This window comes from Pantoea sp. X-Soil-YNGN-785, assembly GCF_059730585.1.
Map to the genome: position 1 here is coordinate 3,485,285 of NZ_AP035942.1, position 20,745 is coordinate 3,506,029.

The following is a 20,745-nucleotide window of genomic DNA, read 5'->3' on the forward strand; positions in this document are numbered from 1 at the left end:
ACTATAACTATCGATGGGGATCATCCCGTCTGTAGCACCTGAATAAGAGAGCAAACATGGGCCAGATTGCCCCACGACGCCGCAGGATGCGTGCACAACATATTGTATCCCGGCTGCAGAGCTGGCTGGCCGCACGCAGGCCACAGCAGCCTGCCGGAGAGGAGAAACCCCGAATGGCTTCAGACGCGTCATCCCGCCTGCCGACATGGCTTCAGCGTATCTGGCATTTTACCGACCACATTCGCTGGATGGACCCGCTGCCTGCGCCGCACCGTCGGGGCATCGTTGCCGCTCTGCTGGTGATGCTGGTGGCGTTTCTCTGGCCCGCCAGTACATTGCGCTATCCGGTTGAGCAGCCTGTCGCACCGCAGGCTGAGAAAGAGGTGCCGATGCAGGCGGATATTTATGAAAACAACGGTACCCGTCAGCCTTCATCCTCGCAATCTCAGCAGACGCCAAAAGCCGATTCTCAGGGGGAATGGCGTAACCTGACCATTGCATCCGGTCAGACGCTGGCGCAGCTGTTTCGTGACAATAGTCTGCCGGTCAATGATGTGTTTGCGATGGCGCGGGTGGAAGGCAGCGATCAGCCGCTCAGCACACTGAAAAGTGGCCAGCAGGTTAAAATCCGTCAGGATGCGCAGGGCGTGGTAACAGGACTGACCGTGGATGGCGCTAACGGCCCGGTGCTGTTTACCCGTCAGCCCGATGGCAGCTTTATTCGCGCGCAGTAACGCGAACAGTGCCTGGAGAAAGGCATAAAAACAAAAACGCCGGCACAGGGCCGGCGTTAATGTCGTGCTCAGTTAATCAGGATTAACCAGCAACAACTTTCACGTTCAGTTTAGCGAAGACTTCGCTGTGAACCTGGAAGCTTACTTCATGCTCACCGGTAGTGCGCAGAACGCCGTTTGGCAGACGAACTTCGCTCTTAGCCACTTCAACCCCTGCTGCAGTCACTGCATCAGCGATGTCGCGGGTACCGATTGAACCGAACAGTTTACCTTCATCGCCTGCTTTAGACGTGATGGTTACCGTGCCCAGTGCATTGATTTTCTCAGCGCGAGCAGTTGCTGCAGACTGAACGTCAGCCAGTTTGGCTTCCAGTTCAGCACGGCGTGCTTCGAAGAACTCAACGTTTTTCTTAGTAGCAGGAACAGCTTTGCCCTGTGGTACTAAGAAGTTACGAGCGTAGCCCGCTTTAACGTTAACCTGATCACCCAGGGTGCCAAGGTTTGCTACTTTATCAAGCAGAATAACTTGCATTACCTTATCCTCTTAAAGTCGTTAATGGACAGTTGCCGATTACTGATGACGATCAGTGTACGGCAGCAGAGACAGGTAACGCGCGCGCTTGATGCAGCGAGCCAACTGACGCTGGTATTTTGCACGAGTACCGGTGATACGGCTCGGGACAATTTTACCGCTTTCGGTAATGTAGTTTTTCAACGTTGCGATGTCTTTGTAATCGATCTCAACAACGCCTTCCGCGGTGAAACGGCAGAACTTGCGACGACGGAAATAACGTGCCATTAGGCTAGTCTCCAGAATCTATCAATTCAATCTGCTCGGCATGGAACACCACTTTGCTCTGGCCATTTCGTGCCTGATGGCAACTAATGAAACCGTCGAGTGTGAGTTGCGTGCCGACCGTTATATGTTGAGTAATCACCTGATGGGCGCTGCCGCTAATAATAACAGGCATACGACACCAGGCTTGCCGGTGAAACCCGGCCTCCTCCTGCACTGAGCGGTGCTCAAGCACGAACTGACAGTGAGGAATTCCTGACGGGCTAACTCTTCGAACCGGTGTCCTGCACACAGTGCCAGACAGGCGAAGCCGATTGACCGTCACGATGGATTACTCTTCAGAATCCCCAGCATCTGACTCATCAGCGGATTCGTTAGCAAAATCTTCGCGACGATCACGACGCTCATCTTTCGCTTTAACCATCGGCGATGCTTCAGTTACCGCGTTTTTAACGCGCATAACCATGCTACGGATAACGGCGTCGTTGAAGCGGAAGTTCGTTTCCAGCTCATCGATCGCTTCCTGCGGCGCTTCAACGTTCATCAGAACGTAATGCGCTTTGTGCAGTTTGTTGATCGGGTAAGCCAGCTGACGGCGGCCCCAGTCTTCCAGACGGTGAATCGTGCCTTCTGCACCAGTGATAGCACCAGTGTAACGCTCGATCATGCCAGGAACCTGTTCGCTCTGGTCAGGATGAACCATAAATACGATTTCGTAATGACGCATCGAAATTGCTCCTTACGGATTATTCAGCCTCCTGTCGGGGTCAACCGCGGCCCATGGAAGCAAGGAACGTTATAGGCTGTGTCCCACAAAGGTTCGCTGTGACGAGCGCTTGTGGGACACAGCCTGAGAATGCGGCTGAAAAATTGACGCGTAATCATACTGGCGACGGCCCCTGAACTCAAGCGCACATTTAAACAAATTGCCGGCAGCGTGCCAGATACCGTGGCTTTTTGTGCTAATGATGTGAATACAGCGGGTTAATACCGCTTTGTTCAAAAACGCTGACAGAGAGGTTCAGAGGAACGATCTGGCGATAATATGCTCAGTCGCTAAACTGAATAAAGACGCGACGGTTCGCTTAGTGGCGTCATTCAGAGTGTGTTCCCTGAAGTGAGGAGTCGGGCATGAAAACGTTCGTCATCGCCACTTTACTGGGTCTCTTCCTGTCTCCACCCGCTCTTGCCAGCTATGCTGACTGTGCGCAGCAGATGAGAAGTCACAGCAGCGAAGCGGCATCGGGTTATGTCTACGTTAACCGGCTGGATACGCCGGAAAGAAACCCGGTTAATGCGCCTGCCAGAACAGCAGAAAAATCGTCTGCACACTGGTAAGGGCCGGTAAGTTTACGGGCGGTAGAGTCCTTCTCCGCCCGTTCATCGTTTAAAGCTGATTTTTAAAAAAACTGACCAGCGCCGTTAAAGCGGATGGGGTGATCTTGTGACCAATCTGCTTTTCTGACAGTGAGGTCAGATGCTGGGCCAGCCCGTTTTCACGCAGTGCGCGCTCCAGTCGTACGCTCTCCGCCCAGGGCACCACCTCATCCGCCTCGCCATGCCACAACAGCAACGGACGGTTTGCCAGTGCCTCCAGATGGTTGCAGGGATCATAGTCCGCCAGCGGGGCCATGCGGGCCGCAAACTGCGCCTTCTGCTCCGGCGTGTCAGCCACCAGCGGCGGAAACAGCGACTCGCTGAGCTGCATAAAATAGCCCGATCCCATCATGCAGGCGACGCTCTGAATCTGCGGATAACGCGCCATCGCACCCAGCGCCGTCATCCCGCCCATCGACGCGCCTGCCACAGCGAAATGCCCGTCAGCGATCAGATTCTTATTACGCAGCGCAGTCTCCAGCAGCGGCAGTTCATCAATGTTCTGTTTCAGAATCTCCCAGAAGCGGCCCAGCCGTGCTTCGGCGTCACCGTGATAACGCGCGCCGTGCAGTTCGGCATCCGGCATAACTGCCCGAAATCCCGCCTGCGCCAGCGCAACGGCGAAGTAGGCGTAGACCTCTTTTGATGAGGTGAAGCCGTGATAAAACAGTACGGTCGGCAGTGGCTGATGCCGCTGTCCGGCAGGCGTAGCGTGCAGGCATTCGATACCGGCCAGCGTTTCTGTGGTGAGTTCAATCATGGTCTCTCCTGAGCAGGGGTAAGGCGTGCCGTTCAAGTGTACGTACTGCGGGTTAATTTGCGAAATTCCCCGCTGCGCTTAGTTATGCTTTTCCACGCTAAACTTTTTCCGCAGCGTGCCGTTGATCGTGTATTCCCCTAACTTGATCAAAGGTAATTTATGAAGCGTCTATCTCTCAGCGGACTGAGTCTCGGAGTTAAGCTGTCTGTACTGACGTCTCTCAGCGTAACGCTGCTGTTGCTGGTACTGACACTGACTCAAAGCCACAACGCCTCGCGCCAGCTGGAAAATCTCGCCATTGATGACATGCACAATCAGGTGCAGGGCATCAGTGAAATGACCACGATGTTCAATGCCACCCTCACCGAAGAGGTGTCTCATTACACCAGCCTCTTTACCAGCTTTCTGCCTAAGCGCTTTAGCCTGGATGAAAGCTCGCGGGTGCAGGTCGGTGCCTTTTCAACGCCCGTGCTGCGCGCCGGGTTAAAAACGCTGAACCTCGATCAGACCGCGGTTGACGATTTCACCGACCGCACCGCCGCCGTGGCGACCATTTTTGTGCGCGACGGCGACGATTTTATCCGTATTTCCACCTCCCTGAAAAAGCAGGATGGCAGCCGCGCGATTGGTACGCAGCTTGACCGCACAGGTGCCGCCTGGAAAAGCGTTCATCAGGGCGAGGTGTATCAGGGGCTGGCCACGCTGTTCGGCCACCGCTACATCACCCAGTATCAGCCAGTAAAAGATGAGAGTGGCAAGGTCGTCGCCATCCTGTTTGTCGGCGTAGGCATTGATAAGCAGTATGCCCTGATGCGCGAGAAGATTCTGGCACGCCGGCTGGGCGACAGCGGCCATTTCTATGTGCTCAACGGCACGCCCGGCAAGAATCAGGGCGAGTATCTGTTCGATCAGCACAACGAAGGGAAACGGCCAGACTGGGATGATGCGACACTGCAGCCGCTGCTGACGCAGCCGCAGGGCATGCAGCAGGTGGAGATCAACGGTGAGCAGCAGATGCTGGCATGGCAGCAGTTGCCGGGCTGGAACTGGGTGATTACCGGTGAAGTTAACCGTGCCAGCCTGCTCGCCCCGATTACCCACAGCCGTAACCTGTTCCTGATTACCGGACTGATTCTGGTGGTGATCTTCGCGCTGGGCTTTGTCTGGTACAGCCGTCGGGCGATTACCCGTCCGCTGCAGCAGGTGATCCATCTGGCGGAGCAGTATGCCGCCGGAAATCTGCAGGTCCATATGGATACCCGCCGTCGTGATGAAGTCGGTCAGTTGATTATTGCGATTAACGGCATTGGCGATGGGCTGGAAAAAATCGTTGGCCAGGTGCGTGGCGCAGCGCAGGAGATCAGCGACGGCACGGACACCATCGCGGCCAGCAGCCATAACATCAGCGAGCAGATCGGGCGTCAGGCCAGCAGCGTGGAGCAGACCTCAGCCAGCATGGAGCAGTTTGGTGCCACGGTCGAACACACTGCTGACAGCCTGCGTCAGGCGATGTCACTGGTGGCCGAAGCCAGCGATATCGTCAGTCATGGCAGCCAGACGGTGGTGCGCTCGGTCAACACCATGTCAGCCATTAAGGTGTCATCGCAAAGCATTGCGGATATCACCCATGTGATTGAGTCGATCGCCTTCCAGACCAATATTCTGGCACTGAATGCGGCCGTTGAAGCGGCCCGAGCCGGTGATCAGGGCCGTGGCTTTGCCGTGGTGGCCGCAGAAGTGCGTGCGCTGGCACAGCGTTCCGCGCAGGCCGCCAAGGAGATAGATGGACTGATTGCCACCTCCATCACCAACGTGGCGGAGGGCCACCAGCTCTCTGAGCAGACGCGCGATGCGATGACCGACATTGTGACCCACATCGAACAGGTGCAGGCGCTGATGGGCGAGATCAACGTGGCAGCACAGGAGCAGGCGGCGGGTATCGGCCAGGTGAATCTGGCGATGAACCAGATCAGCCAGGCGACCCATCAGAACAGCGAACTGGTGGCACAGGCAGAAAACAGCGCACAGAACCTGAGTGATAAAGGGCATCACCTGACCCAACTGGTCAGCGTTTTCAGCCTTAAATCCTGACGTCATTCAGGACGATGACATACACTTACTGTTTCGTCCTGAACAGGGGTTTTGCTATGCGTTCCGCTTACTTACTGATAATAAGTCTGTTGCTGGCAGGCTGTTCTGCGCTTGAAACCACGCCCAAAGCCCCGCCTGCGCCAACCCAACAGGCGCAGGAGATTTCACGGGCACAGAGTGGCGGTTTGCCGAAGCTGGGTAACATTACCGTTAACGTGCATGGCTCACCGGATGATGCCCAGCGGGCCATCGCCGCTCAGGCTAATCAGGCTGGCGCGGCTTACTATCAAATTGTGATGCTGAGCGAAACGGTGATGCCCGGTTTATGGTACGCCAGCGCGATTCTGTACGGTGCCTCACCGGCCACAGGCACGGGCCAGTAACCGGTCAGTCACTGCAGCCTCAGACGGGTGCGAACCGCGCTGGTCGAGCCACTGCTGGCACCACGCATCAGCCAGGGGTGGCTCACTGTATTTCAGTAGCTGAGCGCCTGTCGCCAGCTGCAGCAGCGTGTGGGTGACGTCGCGCGCCTGCTCTTCGGGAACGTTCTTGAGCCTCAATCGCAGCTGACGCCAGCGCGTATCGAAATGCCGATTACTCCCTTTTACCGCCTCAAACTCCTGACTCAGCATCTCGGTCACCTCTGCATGGCGGCTGAGTACGCGCAGCACGTCAAGACACATTACATTGCCCGATCCTTCCCAGATGCTGTTGACCGGCATGTCACGATAGAGGCGCGGCAGCTCACTCGCTTCGCAGTAGCCGATGCCCCCCAGCACTTCCATCGATTCCGCCACAAACGGCGCACCCGCTTTGCAAATCACATATTTTGCCGCTGGCGTGAATAAGCGGGCAAAGGCGACCTCATGCGGTTTGGCCGGTTGTGACCAGGCACGAGCCAGACGCATCAGCAGGGCAGTTTGCCCCTCAAGCTGCAGCGCCTGCTGTGCCAGAACCTGCCGCATTAGCGGCTGATCCACCAGATTTTTCCCCATGACCTGACGCTGATGAGCATGCCAGAGCGCCACCGAGAAGGCGCGCCGCATCTGACCATGACTGCCGAGCGCGCAGTCAAAGCGCGTCATACCGGCCATTTTCAGGATCAGCCGTACGCCTTCGCCCTCCTCCCCCAGCAGCCAGCCGGTCGCGTCGCGAAACTCCACTTCGCAACTGGCATTTGAGCGATTGCCCAGCTTATCTTTGAGCTGCTCAAGCTGGATGGCGTTACGTGACCCGTCGGGCAACAGGCGCGGCAGGAAAAAGCAGCTTAGTCCCTCGGGCGTCTGGGCCAGGACCAGATGCGCATCACTCTGCGGCGCTGAGAAAAACCACTTGTGGCCGGTCAGCCGCCAGGCTTCACCCGGGCCTCGTGCGCCCAGCGGCTCGGCACGGGTGGTGCTGGTAAGCAGATCGCTGCCGCCCTGCTTTTCTGTCATGCCCATCCCGATCAGCAATCCGCGTTTCTGGTCGCCGGGTTGTGCGTGCGTGTCGTAGCGATCGCTGAGCAGCGGATCGAGCCAGCTTTCAAACGCGGCGGGCAGATAAGCCTGCAGCAGCGGAATGGCGGCGTGCGTCATGGTCACCGGGCAGAGCGTACCCGCATCTACCTGTGCGTGCAGAATAAAGCGTGCAGCGCGCGCTACACTGGCCTGTTCACGCACCGTCGGTTGCCAGCTGAGATTGTGCAGACGACTGGCGCAGACGCCCTGCATCAGCAAGTGCCAGGCAGGATGAAAGCGAACCTCATCCAGGCGCACGCCACGGGCATCGTAGCGCAGCAGTTCAGGCGGTTCAGCGTTGGCGAGCCGCCCCAGCTCCAGCGACTCGGCGCTGCCCAGCTGGCGGCCGACTGACGCCAGCCATTCCCCATCCCATCCGGCGCCTTCGCGTGACAGTGCCTCGCCAAGCGGCGTGTCGGACAGGAACAGGTTACTGTTGCTCAGAGGATGGGGCTGATTAAAAACGGTGTGTGTTGTCCAGGTCATAACCACTCCTCGCGGATGTCACTCACTAAGTATACCCGTCGTCTTTCAAGCTGCATTTTTGTTGGCTGCGTTCACTCACCCGAATCACTTACTCATGTAAGCTCATCGGGATTCGTTCTCTTGCCGCCTCAATGCAACCCGAAATCCTTTGGGTATATACGAATGAAGCGCAGTTATGCCTGGTACAGAAACTAATTTGTGGCGAGGATCACATCGGGGATCAGGCGTTGCGCTGACGCACCGCTTCAAACAGGCAGACACCGGTTGCGACCGAGACGTTGAGTGAAGAAACACTGCCCGCCATCGGAATGCTGATCAGCTCATCACAATGCTCGCGGGTCAGACGACGCATGCCTTCGCCTTCCGCACCCATCACCAGTGCCATCGGACCGGTCATTTTGCTCTGGAAGACGGTATGATCCGCTTCCCCTGCGGTGCCGACCACCCAGATGTTGTACTCCTGCAGCAGGCGAAGTGTACGCGCAAGGTTAGTAACGCGAATCAGCGGCACATTCTCTGCCGCACCGCTGGCCACTTTTTTGGCCGTGGCATTCAGGGGAGCAGAGCGATCTTTCGGCACAATAATCGCATGAACACCCGCCGCATCGGCGCTGCGCAGGCAGGCACCCAGGTTGTGCGGATCGGTAACCCCATCCAGCACCAGCAGGAAAGGCTTCTCCAGGCTCTGCAGCAGATCCGGCAGGTCGCCTTCCTGATACTGACGACCCGGTTTTACCCGCGCCACGATGCCCTGATGCACACCGCCTTCAACCTGGCTGTCGAGCCACTTACGCTCGGCCAGCTGAATCACGATCCCCTGAGCTTCCAGCGCGGCGACCACGGGTTGCAGGCGACGATCGTCGCGGCCTTTGAGGATAAAGACTTCCTGGAAACGTTGTGGATCACGTTCCAGCAGCGCCTGCACGGCATGGATACCAAAAATAATTTCGCTCATCGATCTGCTCAGTGGTTGGAAATGAATAAATGACCGCCCTTTCTGCGGAGAGAAAGGGCGGGTACGCGCATCCTGTTACGCTCAGCCTTCAGGCTCAGCTTTTTTTCTGGCGCGCTTCGCCCGGGTGGCGGCGGCGATTTTACGGGTTTTTTCCGAGACGTTTTTACTTTTTTTCTCGGTATTGGCGGCGGCAGGTTTGCCCTTGTCACCCCGGAATGCAGCATCCGGCTCGAAGTTGGACTTTTTGTTCACGTTACGACGACGCTTAGCTGGCGCGTTGTCTTCACGCTTCGCCCGATCACGCGCAGTTTTACCTTCACCACGCACCTGACGCTGGCTGGAGATAAGAGCAAAGTCGATTTTACGCTCGTCCATATGGACCGCCTCGACACGCACTTCAACGGTGTCACCCAGACGATAGGTGCGGCCGCCCGATTCACCGATCAGACGCTGACCTACCGGGTCAAAACGGTAGTAATCGTTGTCGAGGGTTGAAACGTGCACCAGACCATCGATGAACAGATCGCTCAGGCGGACAAAGAAGCCAAATCCGGTCACGCTGGAGATGACGCCGTTGAAGACATTGCCGACCTGATCCTGCATGAAGTCACACTTGAGCCAGTCCGCGACGTCGCGGGTTGCTTCATCGGCGCGACGCTCGGTCAGGGAACAGTGCAGACCCAACTGCAGCATCTCCGGCATCTCGTAGTGATAGCCGCCGGTTGCTGTCGTCATATCTTTGGCGACATTGCGCTCCTTCGGCATCAGATATTTGATGGCGCGTTGTACCAGACCTTTACCTTCATCCTGCTCTTTTGCCAGCAGATATTTAATGGCGCGGTGCAGCGTCAGATCCGGGTAGCGGCGAATTGGCGAAGTAAAGTGCGCATACGATGAGAGTGCCAGACCAAAGTGACCGCGGTTTTCCGGATCGTATACCGCCTGCTTCATCGAACGCAGCAGCATGGTTTGCAGCATTTCTGCATCAGGACGATCGGCAACCTGCTTCAGCAGCGCCGCATAATCCACAGGCTGTGGTTTGTTGCCGCCTGGCAGAGTCAATCCCAGTTCGTTGAGCACGGTACGGAAGCTCTTGATGCTCTCATCGGTCGGGCGATCGTGATCGCGGAACAGTGCCGGTTCCTGATTTTTCTCAACGAAGCGTGCTGAGGCGATGTTCGCCAGGATCATGCACTCTTCGATCAGCTTGTGGGCGTCATTACGTGACGCGCGCTCAACCCGTTCAATACGGCGCTCGGCATTGAAGATGAACTTCGCCTCTTCCGTTTCAAACGAGATACCGCCGCGCTCTTCACGTGCAGCGTCCAGTACCTGGTAGAGGTTGTGCAGCTCTTCAAGATCTTTGACCAGCGGTGCATACTGCTGACGCAGCTCTTTGTCGCCCTGCAGGATGTTCCAGACTTTGTTGTAGGTCAGACGCGCATGGGAGTTCATCACCGCTTCGTAATGCTTAAAGCCGGTGAGCTTACCTTTGGTCGAAATGGTCATCTCGCACACCATACAGAGTCGATCGACCTGCGGGTTAAGCGAGCATAAGCCATTCGACAGCACTTCCGGCAGCATCGGCACAACCTGCGACGGGAAGTAGACTGAGGTGCCGCGCTGATGCGCTTCGTCATCCAGTGGCGTGCCCGGACGGACGTAATAGCTCACATCGGCGATAGCGACCCACAGACGCCATCCGCCACCGCGTTTTTTCTCGCAGTAGACCGCATCATCAAAGTCACGGGCATCTTCACCATCAATGGTGACCAGCGGCAGTTTGCGCAGATCGACGCGGCCTTTTTTGGCCTCTTCCGGAACTTCTTCTTTCAGCTTGCTGACCTGAGCTTCCACTTCTGGCGGCCAGGTGTGCGGAATTTCATGGGTACGCAGCGCCATATCAACGGCCAGGCTGGTGCCCATATCATCACCCAGAATCTCAGCCACTTTACCGATCGCTTTGGTGCGGCGGTTCGGACGCTGGACCAGCTCAACCACCACCACGGAACCCATGCGGGCATTCATCGTCTCTTCAGGCGGGATGAGGATATCAAAACTCAGGCGACTGTCGTCCGGTACCACGAAGCCGGCACCGGCATCGGTAAAGTAGCGGCCAACGATCTGATTGTTACGTGGTTCCTGCACGCGGACCACGCGCGCTTCGCGGCGGCCTTTGCGATCGGCACCCAGCGGCTGCGCCAGGATTACGTCACCATGCATACAGAATTTCATCTGCTCTGCGGAGAGGTAAAGGTCATCTTTCTGACCTTCTGCCCGCAGGAAGCCGTAGCCATCACGGTGGCCAATGACTTTACCGCGCAGGAGATCAAGACGTTCTGGCAGCGCATAGCATTGACGGCGGGTGAACACCAGCTGACCATCACGCTCCATGGCGCGAAGGCGGCGACGCAGCGCCTCAAGGTGCTCTTCTTCGTGCAGGTTCATCTCTTCAGCCAGCTCTTCACGGCTGGCTGGTTTTTCACGTTTTTCTAACAGCGCCAGAATAAATTCACGGCTTGGAATAGGGTTTTCGTATTTTTCAGCTTCTCTATCCTGAAAAGGATCTTTTGACATAGCGGTTCCTCCGATGTCATTTAATATTTATTTCCGCCGGCGATTTGGAAAGGATGATTTCATAAAGTGGTGTATTTCCTTCGACCAAATCTGCCAGCGTATAGCTATCCAGCTCCTGCAAAAAGCGCTGCACTGCATCGTGCAGTGCCTGCTTCAGACGGCAGGCTGGTGTGATGGAACAGGAGGCGCAATCCACTAATTGTAGCGGTTCCATCTTGCGTACCACGTCGCCAATAACAATCTGACGAGGCGGCATACCCAGGCGAATGCCCCCATTTTTTCCACGTGTTGCGGCAACGTAGCCCGCACGGCTCAGCTGATTGATGATTTTGACCATATGATTACGGGACAAACCATAGGTATTTGTCACTTCCGTAATATTAGTCTGCTGACCTTCAGGCAACGCTGCCAGATAAATCAGCGCCCGTAAGCCATAATCAGTAAAACTCGTGAGCTGCACAGTAACCTCAGTGAACCTTCAGGCGTGGCATTGCATTATTCGCCCTGTGATTGATGTCAGAATTAAATCGGATCGTCATTCGATTAGCTACGATGATAAACCAGAGTCTGATTTGCCGTGCGTTTTTTTAAGCCAGCACAAGGTTTGACAAGCGAAGGGAGGTAAAGTGGCATCAAAGAGTGGAAAAACAAGGGCCGGACAGCGTCCGGCCTGAATGATTATGCGTCGAATGGATCGCGCAGAATCATCGTTTCACTGCGGTCTGGACCGGTTGAGATAATATCAATCGGCACACCCGTTACCTCTTCTACACGCTTAATGTAGTCGCGTGCAGCCTGAGGCAAACCTTCCAGCGTCTTCACGCCAAATGTAGTCTCGCTCCAGCCTGGCAGGGTTTCGTAGATCGGCTCAATGCCTTCCCAGTTCTCTGCCGCCAGTGGCGTAGTAGTCACTTCACGGCCATCAGGCATACGGTAAGCAACACAGATTTTCACCTCTTTCAGGCCATCCAGCACGTCCAGTTTGGTCATGCAGAAACCTGACAGGGAGTTGATCTGAACCGCGCGGCGAACCGCGACCGCATCCAGCCAGCCGGTACGACGACGACGTCCGGTGGTCGCACCAAACTCATTGCCCTGCGCACAGAGGAATTCGCCGGTTTCATCGAACAGCTCAGTCGGGAATGGACCTGCGCCCACGCGGGTTGAGTACGCTTTCACAATACCCAGCACGTAGTCGACATAGCGCGGACCAATGCCTGAGCCGGTTGCCACGCCACCTGCGGTCGTGTTGGACGACGTCACGTACGGATAAGTTCCGTGATCGATATCCAGCAGCGTACCCTGCGCGCCTTCAAACATAATCAGATCGCCACGCTTACGCGCGCTGTCCAGCAGTTCTGAAACGTCAACCACCATGCCAGTGAGGATGTCAGCGACTTCCATCACATCGCTCAGCACTTTGTCGAAGTCCACTGCCGGCTCTTTGTAGTACTCAACCAGCTGGAAGTTGTAGAAATCGACCACTTCTTTCAGCTTGGCAGCAAAGGTTTCTTTGTTGAACAGGTCGCTGACGCGCAGTGCACGACGGGCGACTTTGTCTTCATAAGCAGGACCGATGCCACGACCGGTAGTACCAATCGCTTTGGCACCACGGGCACGTTCACGCGCCATATCCATCGCAACGTGATATTGCAGAATCAGCGGACAGGCTTCAGAAATCAGCAGACGTTCACGTACCGGGATCCCGCGCGCTTCCAGGCCTTTCATCTCTTTCATTAAGGCTTCAGGAGAAAGCACTACGCCGTTACCGATAATGCTGGTGACGTTATCGCGCAGAATGCCAGAGGGGATCAGGTGGAGGACGGTTTTTTCACCGTTGATGACAAGCGTGTGGCCCGCATTGTGGCCGCCTTGATAACGCACAACGTAATTCGCGCGCTCAGTCAGAAGGTCTACAATCTTACCTTTACCTTCGTCACCCCATTGGGTGCCCAGTACGACGACGTTCTTACCCATTTCTCAAAATCACCGATTGCTTAAAAAAGGATTCTACCATCTGATCCCATGGTTTTCAGCACTTTTAGCATACGATTGCGCGCTTTTTTGCCTGAGTTTTGATCACTACAACATGTTGGGGATAATGGCGCGAAGAGGCACAATTTAGCCGGTCTTAACCCTGGTATCAGAGGTTGCCATGCAGGCTGAGCATGCAGTAAATCACCATGCCCGCGACCACCAGTCCGCCGCCAAAGCGATGCAGCAGACGGTCGGGTAAGCGGGTCATCGTCAGGATCATGCGTCGCCAGGCGCGTGGCATAAACATCGGTCCCAACCCTTCCAGCACTAATACCAGCGCCAGTGCCATCCAGATGCTTGTTTTCATCTTGCTACCCAAAAAAAAGGCCGACAACATTGTCGGCCCACAGGTTATATCAGTTCTTAACGTGTCGCGTTAGAGGGCGCCTTCATATATCGGAAGAAGTCGCTATCCGGGCTTAACACCATCACATCCTGATTTTCATTAAAGCTGTTTTCGTAGGCACGCAGGCTACGAATAAAGGCGTAGAAGTCAGGATCTTTGCTGAACGAATCCGCAAACAACCGCGCCGTTTCTGCATCACCGTCACCGCGAGTGATCAGGGCTTCACGCTGGGCTTCAGCCAGCGTACGCGTCACCTGATAATCGGCCTGAGCACGCAGTTTTTCTGCCTCTTCCTGACCCTGTGAACGCTGACTACGCGCTACGGCTTCACGCTCAGCACGCATACGGTTGAAGATTGCATCGGACACTTCGGTCGGCAGGTTGATCTGCTTGATGCGCACATCCACAACCTGAATACCCAGTGCTGCCATGCTGTTCGGATTCGGCGCTGGCTCACTGCTGTTGGTTTCACGCTCTACACGGGCTGCTGCGCTGGCAATCGCATCATCAGCCGCAGGCGTGGCGATTTCATCATCGCTGCCCGCAGAACCGGTATTCAGCGCGTCACGCACATCGGTGGTCAGGCGACCACGGGAATCTGTGACGATATCCTTCACATCCAGACGACCCATTTCAGAACGCAAACGGTCACTGAACTTACGTTTCAGCAGCACTTCCGCCTGAGAAACATCACCGCCACCGGTTGCCAGGTAGTAGCGACTGAAATCGCTGATACGCCATTTGATGTAGGAATCCACGATCAGATCTTTCTTCTCTTTGGTGACGAAGCGATCGGCCTGGTTATCCATAGTCTGAATGCGTGCATCCAGCGTTTTAACCGTTTCCAGGAAAGGGATCTTAAAATGCAGACCCGGCTCAAACACCTGGGGTTTATTTTCGCCGTCGCGCAGGACTTTACCGAAGCGCAGAACAATGCCCCGCTGCCCTTCCTGCACCACAAACAGCGACGCATAGAGCGCCACCAGCACGACAATGATTAAAAATACTATTGGCTTACGCATCGATTACTCTCTCCCTTCGCGCTGGCTGTCGCTGCGCTGAGCATTCGCCCGACGCTGATCCATAATATTGTCCGGACTGTATGACGACGTGTCATTGCGGCTGGCGTTGCGATCGGAGGTGGCTGGCAGTGAAGAACTGTTACCGCCTTTCTGACCATTCTGACCCGATGTCGCCTGACCGCCACGCATCAGCTGATCCAGCGGCAGCATCATCAGGTTGTTACCCCGATCGTTAACCAGTACTTTGCGGGTATGGCTCAGCACACGTTCCATGGTCTCGATATAGAGACGCTCTTTGGTGATTTCAGGCGCGGCTTTATACTCCGGCAGAATCTTGGCGAAACGCGCCACTTCACCCTGTGCTTCCAGAACGGTACGCTCTTTGTAAGCGCGCGCTTCTTCCAGAATACGTTGCGCCTGGCCATTAGCACGAGGCTGAACTTCGTTGGCGTAAGCTTCTGCTTCACGAACATACTGTTCGCGGTTTTCACGTGCGGCAATCGCATCATCAAACGCAGACTTCACCTCTTCCGGCGGACGGGCAGCCTGGAAGTTGACGTCCAGCACCGCGATCCCCATGTTGTAAGGGCGAATTGTTTCATCGATTTCACGCTGGGTGTCGCTACGCACCACGGTACGGCCTTCGGTCAGAATGCGGTCCATGGTAGAACGACCAATCACGCCGCGCAGCGCACTGTCAGTGGCCTGGCGCAGGCTGTCATCCGCGCTGGTCACGGCATAAAGATAACGTTCCGGATCGGTCACGCGATACTGCACGTTCATTTCCACGCGCACGACGTTTTCATCTGAGGTCAGCATCACGCCAGAAGCCGCCAGTTCACGCACTGCTTCAACGTTAACCGCGCGTACCTGATCAACAAATGTCGGTTTCCAGTTCAGACCGGGCTCAACCAGGTGACTGAACTTACCGAAGCGCGTTACCACGCCACGTTCCGCTTCTTTGATGGTGTAGAAACCGCTTGCAGCCCAGATGACTACAGCAGCAACAGCCACGATGCCAACGATTTTGCCACCGCTGCCGGAGCCGCGCTGACCGTTGTCGCTCTGTTTGCCACCGCCCAGTCCACCAAGCTTCTTGCTCAGCTTACGGAAGATATCATCCAGATCAGGAGGCCCGGATTCCCGTCCTCCCTTATTTCCCCCAGAGTTGCCGCCTTGATTATTGCTGCTTCCCCACGGGTCGCGGTCCTGTCCGTTATTTCCGGGCTGATTCCACGCCATGTCTCTACTCCATTTATTGTAATTACGGTTTTTACCCTTCATCTTTCGGATTGCAGCGGTACTGGCTGCCTTCGCTCATCCCATTCACTTACCTGCGTAAGCGCCCGGGGATTCACTCAGTTGCCGCCTTGCTGAAATCCGAAATACCCGGGTAAATCCTGCGTATTCAGGCCTGCAACGAAAGTGCGACAATCTTCAATTTTTAAGGTAAATGCGTTTGGGCAATATCAAACAATGTAACTGGTCAGCGACGGTTCCTGTTTACATAAACGCATCCACTCAATGATGGGCATACGTATCTGCAATCCTACACTGCCGTCCTCTTCATTCCACTCTTTCTCAATCGCCTGCAACTGATAGAAACGGCTGCGAAGTCGCCCCGCCTCCGGTGGCAGACGTAACGCGTGCTGGGCAATTTCCCCTGACAGGCGCTCGGACAAAGCCTGCCACAGCAACGGAATGCCTGCACCGGTCTGGGCGGAAAGCCAGACGCGGATGGGCAGGTTCTCTTCGTTGCGATCGATACGCGGTTCGAATCCGTCGAGCATATCGATTTTATTCATGACCAGTAAGGTCGGAATTTCGTCCGCTTCAATCTCTTCCAGTACGGCATCAACGGCGGCGATATTTTCCGTAACGCGAAGATCGGCACCATCAATCACGTGCAGTAACAGCGTCGCCTGACGTGTCTCCTGCAGCGTGGCTTTAAATGCGGCAACCAGATCGTGAGGAAGATGGCGAATAAAGCCGACCGTGTCCGCCAGAACCACGTCTCCGACATCGGCAACATTCAGACGACGCAGTGTGGGGTCAAGTGTCGCAAACAGCTGATCTGCGGCAAAGACGTTGGCAGAGGTCATAGCGTTAAAGAGGGTCGACTTGCCGGCGTTGGTGTAACCCACCAGCGAAACAGTTGGCACATCCGCTTTAGCACGAGACTGTCGTCCCTGCTCACGCTGTTTTTCAACCCGCTCAAGACGAGACAGGATCTGACTGATACGTCCGCGCAGAAGACGGCGGTCGGTTTCTAACTGTGTTTCACCCGGGCCACGCAAGCCGATCCCGCCTTTCTGACGTTCAAGGTGCGTCCAGCCACGTACCAGACGTGTCGCAAGGTGACGTAGCTGCGCCAGCTCAACCTGCAATTTACCTTCGTGGGTACGCGCGCGTTGGGCAAAAATATCCAGAATAAGACCAGTGCGATCAATGACACGGCATTCGCACAGGCGCTCGAGGTTTCTTTCCTGAGCGGGCGTAAGGGCATGATCGAATAATACGACCGATGCTCCAGTTGTTTTTACCGCATCGGCAATTTCAACGGCTTTTCCTTCACCGACAAAATACTTGGGGTGTGGCGCTTTACGGCTGCCAGTAACCACTTGCAGCGCCTCAACGCCAGCAGAAGAGACCAGGGTTTCAAACTCCTGTAAATCTTCTACTTCTTTGTCTTGGGAGAACCAGATGTGTACCAGTACGGCCTGCTCACCGGCATCATAACGGTCAAACAAGCTATAACCTCGCTAAATAAAAGACCAGGACGGAAAACCTCTGTTCTCCGTTCCTGGCTGTACGGCGACGCGTTATTCTGCGTTATCACCGTCTTGTTGTGGCTGTGGCTGCGCAGATGTGTTGCTGCCACCATGATGGTAATTGTTGCTGCCGCCACCGGTATTATTGCTATGGTGAGAAACCGGGCGCGAAGGAACAACGGTAGAAATGGCGTGCTTATAAACCATCTGGCTTACCGTGTTTTTCAACAAAATGACGAACTGATCAAATGACTCAATCTGACCCTGCAGCTTAATACCGTTAACCAGATAAATCGAAACCGGAACACGTTCACGACGCAATGCGTTCAAAAACGGGTCTTGTAATGATTGCCCCTTAGCCATTCTATCTTTTCCTTATATGCTTGTTGTTTGTTGCTAGTAGAACCTATGGTTCTGAAAAAAACTGCGTAAAAATTTGCGCACGATAACCCATCAATTGTACACAATCACCCATGCTTCGCACTAAGAACCTGTAACACTGTATCACGCGCCAGCCGGGGCTCGTCACTGTCAAGCCAGTGAACATTTTCCCAACCGCGTAACCAGGTCATCTGTCGCTTAGCAAGCTGCCGGGTTGCGCAAATTCCCCGATAAACCATCTCGCTGTAATCGATTTCGCCCGACAAATAAGACCACATCTGACGATAACCAACACAACGAATGGAAGGCATGTCCGTATGCAAATCACCTCGTGCAAACAGGGCCCGAGACTCCGCTTCAAATCCTGACGCCAACATCTGCTCAAAACGCAACGCGATGCGCTGGTGCAGCAATTCGCGGCTCGCGGGGGCGATGGCAAACTGTTGCACGTCGTAGGGTAACGCTTCACCGGATGTTTTTGTCAGTTCCGTTAAAGTTTTACCCGAAATAAAAAAAACTTCCAGTGCTCGCGAAAGTCTCTGCGGATCATTCGGATGAATACGACTTCCGGCAACCGGGTCGATTTCACACAGCTGGCGGTGTAAAGCTTCCCAGCCTTTTTCACGCGCCGTTTGCTCTATCCGCTGACGAACGTCGGGATCGGCCGAGGGCAACGGCGACAATCCTTCAAGTAACGCCTTGAAGTAGAGCATGGTTCCACCAACAAGCAACGGTATTCGTCCGGCTTCAACGATATCCGCCATTTCTGCTAAAGCATCCCGCCGGAACTCCGCTGCCGAATAAGCTTCTGCGGGGTCGCGGATGTCGAGCAGACGATGGGGTGCCACTGCTAACTCCTCAGCCGACGGTTTCGCCGTGCCAATATCCATCTGACGATAGATTAAGGCAGAATCTACGCTGATTAGTTCCACTGGTAACTGCTTACGCAATTCAATTGCTAAAGCCGTTTTGCCAGACGCCGTGGGTCCCATCAAAAAAATAGCCTTTGGCCGGCCAGCCTGGTTTAGTTCACTCATGCTTCAACGCGTTGACCGCGCTCTCAATCTCTATGGGCTGTAATAAGCCTGAAGGCGGCGATTTCAGCAACTGAGGGCAAAGCCGTTCAAGCTCTGCCAGCAGGTTGATCGCCTGTGAGTGATTCCAGTCAGAGGACTCTGTTTCCTGACGCCGCGCCAGCCACTGGGCCAGTTGCGTCGCAGAGTTCTCCTGCTGCCGGGCGAGATAGCCTAACAGCTCAGGAATCAAGATTTGTAAATTTTGTGTTCGTAACGGTAAAGGCACCGCGCGCAACGTCACGTGGTCTCCTTCGGGCTGAAGTTCAATGCCCATCTGATTGAGCAGGCTGCTATTTTCTTTTGCCGCCTGTCGTTCTTCCTGGGCGATTTTCAGGCGCACCGGGATCAGCAATGGCTGCGGTTTAAGTCCCTCTTCGCCTGGTTCAAGCTGCGCCTGTTTCAGCCAGCGCGCCGCCACCGGCAACGCCATCAGCATTAATGTCTGATCCTGCTCCAGCAGTGCAAAATGATGGTGCAACACGGTCAGTACACGGCCAAAACTTTGAGCATGCGCGGCCAGTGGCGAAGGTCTTTCGGCCTGACGCGCTATCGGCTCGCGGGCTTTTGTCGGTGATGACGTGCTGACAGGGTTTTTCAGTAACTGCTGATAAACCGCCCCTTCACGCTGACGATACACATTCTCTTTGTTCTGCCAGGCCGGTGCAGGCTGTGTTTCACGCCCGGATGCTGCTGATTTCTTCTCGCTGGCAGACGCCGCAGGCTGCGCAAAATGATTACCACCTGCTGCCTGACGGTTTTCCGGCTGCCAGCGCGGTGCGGGCTCTTCTGCCTGAAGCGCAGGTAAGGTCGGTGCCGCCATCGCCTGTAATGCGCTGACCACGCCCTGATAGATAAAATCATGCACCAGGCGTGACTGATGAAACCGTACTTCATGCTTGGCCGGATGGACGTTGACATCAACCTGATGCGGGTCAATCTCCAGATAGAGCACATAAGCGGGCTGCTGGTCATCCTGAAGCTGGGTCTGGAACGCCTGGCGGATAGCGTGGTTAATCAGCTTATCGCGCATCATCCGGCCATTCACATAGCAATACTGCAGATCGGTGACCTGACGCGAACCGGCAGGGTCGGCAACCCAGCCGCGCAGCGAGAGGTCGTCATGCTGCCAGTCGATGCGCAGCGCATGCTGCATAAACGTGGTGCCGCAGATAGAAGCCAGTCGCCGTTCGCGCTGGCTCTCCTCGCTGACGGCCCGATACTGACGCATCATTTTACCGTTGTGGCTCAGCGACAGTGCCACGTCGAAACGTGCCAGAGCAATACGGCGAATGACCTCGTCGATATGACCGAACTCCGTTTTTTCGGTGCGCATAAATTTGCGGCGTGCCGGCGTGTTATAAAACAGGTCCAGTACTTCCAGCGTGGTACCGCAGGGATGTGCCGCCGGTTTAACCGTTACCGCCATATCACGCCCTTCTGCATAGGCCTGCCAGGCTTCAGTTTGATCGGCGGTGCGTGAGGTGAGTGTCAGGCGGGAGACAGAACTGATACTGGCCAGCGCTTCACCGCGAAAACCCAGGCTCATGATCGCTTCCAGGTCATCCAGTGAGGCTATTTTACTGGTCGCGTGTCGGGCAAGTGCCATCGACAGCTCGCTTTTCACGATGCCGCAGCCGTTGTCACGAATGCGAATCAGCTTTGCGCCGCCCTTTTCAATATCAACGTCAATGCGCGTCGCGCCGGCATCCAGGCTATTCTCCACCAGCTCTTTAACCACGGAGGCAGGACGCTCAACCACTTCACCCGCCGCAATCTGGTTAGCCAGCTGGGGTGGTAAAATTTGAATCGGCATGATTTTCCTTTTAGCTGGCAGCCC

Annotated in this window: 21 protein-coding genes; 4 read left to right on the top strand and 17 right to left on the bottom strand. The window is 55.4% G+C overall.

The genetic code is table 11. The annotated features are described in order from the left end of the window. The first annotated feature begins 56 nt into the window (after positions 1-56). Entirely contained in the window at positions 57-734 is a 678-nt protein-coding gene (locus AC6I8E_RS16150) for a LysM-like peptidoglycan-binding domain-containing protein (protein WP_156105718.1), read from the top strand. Between the two features lie 82 nt (positions 735-816). Here AC6I8E_RS16150 and rplI read toward each other — a convergent pair whose 3' ends face one another. The 4 genes from rplI to rpsF are packed head-to-tail and all read right to left on the bottom strand — an operon-like array spanning position 817 to position 2,257. Beyond that, the gene (gene rplI, locus AC6I8E_RS16155) at positions 817-1,266 is read right to left on the bottom strand and encodes a 50S ribosomal protein L9 (protein WP_003855506.1); all 450 of its coding nucleotides are present in this window, start codon (positions 1,264-1,266) and stop codon (positions 817-819) included. Positions 1,267-1,305: 39 nt separating this feature from the next. Next, positions 1,306-1,533: a 30S ribosomal protein S18 gene (rpsR, locus tag AC6I8E_RS16160; RefSeq protein WP_002210155.1), complete on the bottom strand. Its 228-nt coding sequence runs from the start codon at positions 1,531-1,533 to the stop codon at positions 1,306-1,308. 4 nt (positions 1,534-1,537) lie between these two features. After that, the gene (gene priB / locus AC6I8E_RS16165; RefSeq protein ID WP_013359169.1) at positions 1,538-1,855 is read right to left on the bottom strand and encodes a primosomal replication protein N; all 318 of its coding nucleotides are present in this window, start codon (positions 1,853-1,855) and stop codon (positions 1,538-1,540) included. Between the two features lie 6 nt (positions 1,856-1,861). Next, positions 1,862-2,257, bottom strand: a complete 396-nt coding sequence (gene rpsF, locus AC6I8E_RS16170) for a 30S ribosomal protein S6 (RefSeq protein ID WP_003855334.1) — start codon at positions 2,255-2,257, stop codon at positions 1,862-1,864. Positions 2,258-2,661: 404 nt separating this feature from the next. Here rpsF and AC6I8E_RS16175 point away from each other — a divergent pair, with 404 nt between their 5' ends. Further along, on the top strand, positions 2,662-2,868 hold the full coding sequence (locus AC6I8E_RS16175; protein ID WP_013359170.1) for a hypothetical protein: 207 nt from the start codon (positions 2,662-2,664) through the stop codon (positions 2,866-2,868). A 49-nt stretch (positions 2,869-2,917) separates the two neighbouring features. Here the strand turns inward: AC6I8E_RS16175 and yjfP are convergent, their stop codons facing one another. Beyond that, entirely contained in the window at positions 2,918-3,667 is a 750-nt protein-coding gene (yjfP, locus tag AC6I8E_RS16180) for an esterase (protein WP_201252447.1), read from the bottom strand. A gap of 159 nt (positions 3,668-3,826) precedes the next feature. Between yjfP and AC6I8E_RS16185 the strand changes: the two genes are divergently transcribed. Together AC6I8E_RS16185 and bsmA are read left to right on the top strand one after the other, a co-directional pair. Beyond that, complete coding sequence (locus AC6I8E_RS16185; protein WP_497824226.1) at positions 3,827-5,758, top strand: methyl-accepting chemotaxis protein; 1,932 nt, start codon at positions 3,827-3,829, stop codon at positions 5,756-5,758. Positions 5,759-5,814: 56 nt separating this feature from the next. Then, positions 5,815-6,141: a biofilm peroxide resistance protein BsmA gene (gene bsmA, locus AC6I8E_RS16190; protein ID WP_013359173.1), complete on the top strand. Its 327-nt coding sequence runs from the start codon at positions 5,815-5,817 to the stop codon at positions 6,139-6,141. Here bsmA and AC6I8E_RS16195 read toward each other — a convergent pair. The 12 genes from AC6I8E_RS16195 to mutL all read right to left on the bottom strand — a co-directional run bounded on the left by AC6I8E_RS16195 (position 6,115) and on the right by mutL (position 20,721). Next, positions 6,115-7,743 (bottom strand): isovaleryl-CoA dehydrogenase, encoded by a 1,629-nt coding sequence (locus AC6I8E_RS16195; RefSeq protein ID WP_095706615.1) that lies wholly within the window; start codon positions 7,741-7,743, stop codon positions 6,115-6,117. The two genes, bsmA and AC6I8E_RS16195, sit on opposite strands and share 27 nt — an antisense overlap. 220 nt (positions 7,744-7,963) lie before the next feature. Continuing rightward, positions 7,964-8,698, bottom strand: coding sequence for a 23S rRNA (guanosine(2251)-2'-O)-methyltransferase RlmB (rlmB, locus tag AC6I8E_RS16200; RefSeq protein ID WP_033734044.1), 735 nt, complete (start codon positions 8,696-8,698; stop codon positions 7,964-7,966). 81 nt (positions 8,699-8,779) lie between these two features. Next, positions 8,780-11,275: a ribonuclease R gene (rnr, locus tag AC6I8E_RS16205; protein WP_033734046.1), complete on the bottom strand. Its 2,496-nt coding sequence runs from the start codon at positions 11,273-11,275 to the stop codon at positions 8,780-8,782. Between the two features lie 16 nt (positions 11,276-11,291). Further along, positions 11,292-11,735: a nitric oxide-sensing transcriptional repressor NsrR gene (gene nsrR, locus AC6I8E_RS16210; protein WP_013359177.1), complete on the bottom strand. Its 444-nt coding sequence runs from the start codon at positions 11,733-11,735 to the stop codon at positions 11,292-11,294. Positions 11,736-11,953: 218 nt separating this feature from the next. Next, positions 11,954-13,252 (bottom strand): adenylosuccinate synthase, encoded by a 1,299-nt coding sequence (locus AC6I8E_RS16215; protein ID WP_013359178.1) that lies wholly within the window; start codon positions 13,250-13,252, stop codon positions 11,954-11,956. A 166-nt stretch (positions 13,253-13,418) separates the two neighbouring features. Next, positions 13,419-13,619 carry a DUF2065 domain-containing protein gene (locus AC6I8E_RS16220; protein ID WP_010256126.1) on the bottom strand — a complete coding sequence of 67 codons (201 nt, stop codon included), beginning with the start codon at positions 13,617-13,619 and terminating at the stop codon, positions 13,419-13,421. A gap of 56 nt (positions 13,620-13,675) precedes the next feature. Continuing rightward, entirely contained in the window at positions 13,676-14,680 is a 1,005-nt protein-coding gene (gene hflC, locus AC6I8E_RS16225) for a protease modulator HflC (protein ID WP_013359179.1), read from the bottom strand. Positions 14,681-14,683: 3 nt separating this feature from the next. After that, positions 14,684-15,922, bottom strand: a complete 1,239-nt coding sequence (gene hflK, locus AC6I8E_RS16230) for an FtsH protease activity modulator HflK (RefSeq protein ID WP_013359180.1) — start codon at positions 15,920-15,922, stop codon at positions 14,684-14,686. A 227-nt stretch (positions 15,923-16,149) separates the two neighbouring features. Next, positions 16,150-17,430: a ribosome rescue GTPase HflX gene (hflX, locus tag AC6I8E_RS16235; RefSeq protein WP_013359181.1), complete on the bottom strand. Its 1,281-nt coding sequence runs from the start codon at positions 17,428-17,430 to the stop codon at positions 16,150-16,152. 72 nt (positions 17,431-17,502) lie between these two features. Next, complete coding sequence (gene hfq, locus AC6I8E_RS16240) at positions 17,503-17,814, bottom strand: RNA chaperone Hfq (RefSeq protein ID WP_009087468.1); 312 nt, start codon at positions 17,812-17,814, stop codon at positions 17,503-17,505. Positions 17,815-17,918: 104 nt separating this feature from the next. Then, entirely contained in the window at positions 17,919-18,869 is a 951-nt protein-coding gene (gene miaA, locus AC6I8E_RS16245; protein ID WP_013359182.1) for a tRNA (adenosine(37)-N6)-dimethylallyltransferase MiaA, read from the bottom strand. After that, a complete protein-coding gene (gene mutL / locus AC6I8E_RS16250) occupies positions 18,862-20,721 on the bottom strand; it encodes a DNA mismatch repair endonuclease MutL (RefSeq protein ID WP_201252443.1) in 1,860 nt (619 codons plus the stop codon). Before mutL ends, miaA begins: the two co-directional genes overlap by 8 nt. Between the last annotated feature and the right edge of the window lie 24 nt (positions 20,722-20,745).

Bases quoted from the DNA above. Each gene is read 5' to 3' on its own strand.
- rnr (WP_033734046.1), bottom strand. From the start codon at position 11,275: ATGTCAAAAGATCCTTTTCAGGATAGAGAAGCTGAAAAATACGAAAAC.
- rplI (WP_003855506.1), bottom strand. From the start codon at position 1,266: ATGCAAGTTATTCTGCTTGATAAAGTAGCAAACCTTGGCACCCTGGGT.
- hfq (WP_009087468.1), bottom strand. From the start codon at position 17,814: ATGGCTAAGGGGCAATCATTACAAGACCCGTTTTTGAACGCATTGCGT.
- rlmB (WP_033734044.1), bottom strand. From the start codon at position 8,698: ATGAGCGAAATTATTTTTGGTATCCATGCCGTGCAGGCGCTGCTGGAA.
- yjfP (WP_201252447.1), bottom strand. From the start codon at position 3,667: ATGATTGAACTCACCACAGAAACGCTGGCCGGTATCGAATGCCTGCAC.
- rpsF (WP_003855334.1), bottom strand. From the start codon at position 2,257: ATGCGTCATTACGAAATCGTATTTATGGTTCATCCTGACCAGAGCGAA.
- bsmA (WP_013359173.1), top strand. From the start codon at position 5,815: ATGCGTTCCGCTTACTTACTGATAATAAGTCTGTTGCTGGCAGGCTGT.
- miaA (WP_013359182.1), bottom strand. From the start codon at position 18,869: ATGAGTGAACTAAACCAGGCTGGCCGGCCAAAGGCTATTTTTTTGATG.
- AC6I8E_RS16150 (WP_156105718.1), top strand. From the start codon at position 57: ATGGGCCAGATTGCCCCACGACGCCGCAGGATGCGTGCACAACATATT.
- AC6I8E_RS16185 (WP_497824226.1), top strand. From the start codon at position 3,827: ATGAAGCGTCTATCTCTCAGCGGACTGAGTCTCGGAGTTAAGCTGTCT.
- rpsR (WP_002210155.1), bottom strand. From the start codon at position 1,533: ATGGCACGTTATTTCCGTCGTCGCAAGTTCTGCCGTTTCACCGCGGAA.
- mutL (WP_201252443.1), bottom strand. From the start codon at position 20,721: ATGCCGATTCAAATTTTACCACCCCAGCTGGCTAACCAGATTGCGGCG.
- hflC (WP_013359179.1), bottom strand. From the start codon at position 14,680: ATGCGTAAGCCAATAGTATTTTTAATCATTGTCGTGCTGGTGGCGCTC.
- AC6I8E_RS16175 (WP_013359170.1), top strand. From the start codon at position 2,662: ATGAAAACGTTCGTCATCGCCACTTTACTGGGTCTCTTCCTGTCTCCA.
- AC6I8E_RS16195 (WP_095706615.1), bottom strand. From the start codon at position 7,743: ATGACCTGGACAACACACACCGTTTTTAATCAGCCCCATCCTCTGAGC.
- hflK (WP_013359180.1), bottom strand. From the start codon at position 15,922: ATGGCGTGGAATCAGCCCGGAAATAACGGACAGGACCGCGACCCGTGG.
- AC6I8E_RS16220 (WP_010256126.1), bottom strand. From the start codon at position 13,619: ATGAAAACAAGCATCTGGATGGCACTGGCGCTGGTATTAGTGCTGGAA.
- AC6I8E_RS16215 (WP_013359178.1), bottom strand. From the start codon at position 13,252: ATGGGTAAGAACGTCGTCGTACTGGGCACCCAATGGGGTGACGAAGGT.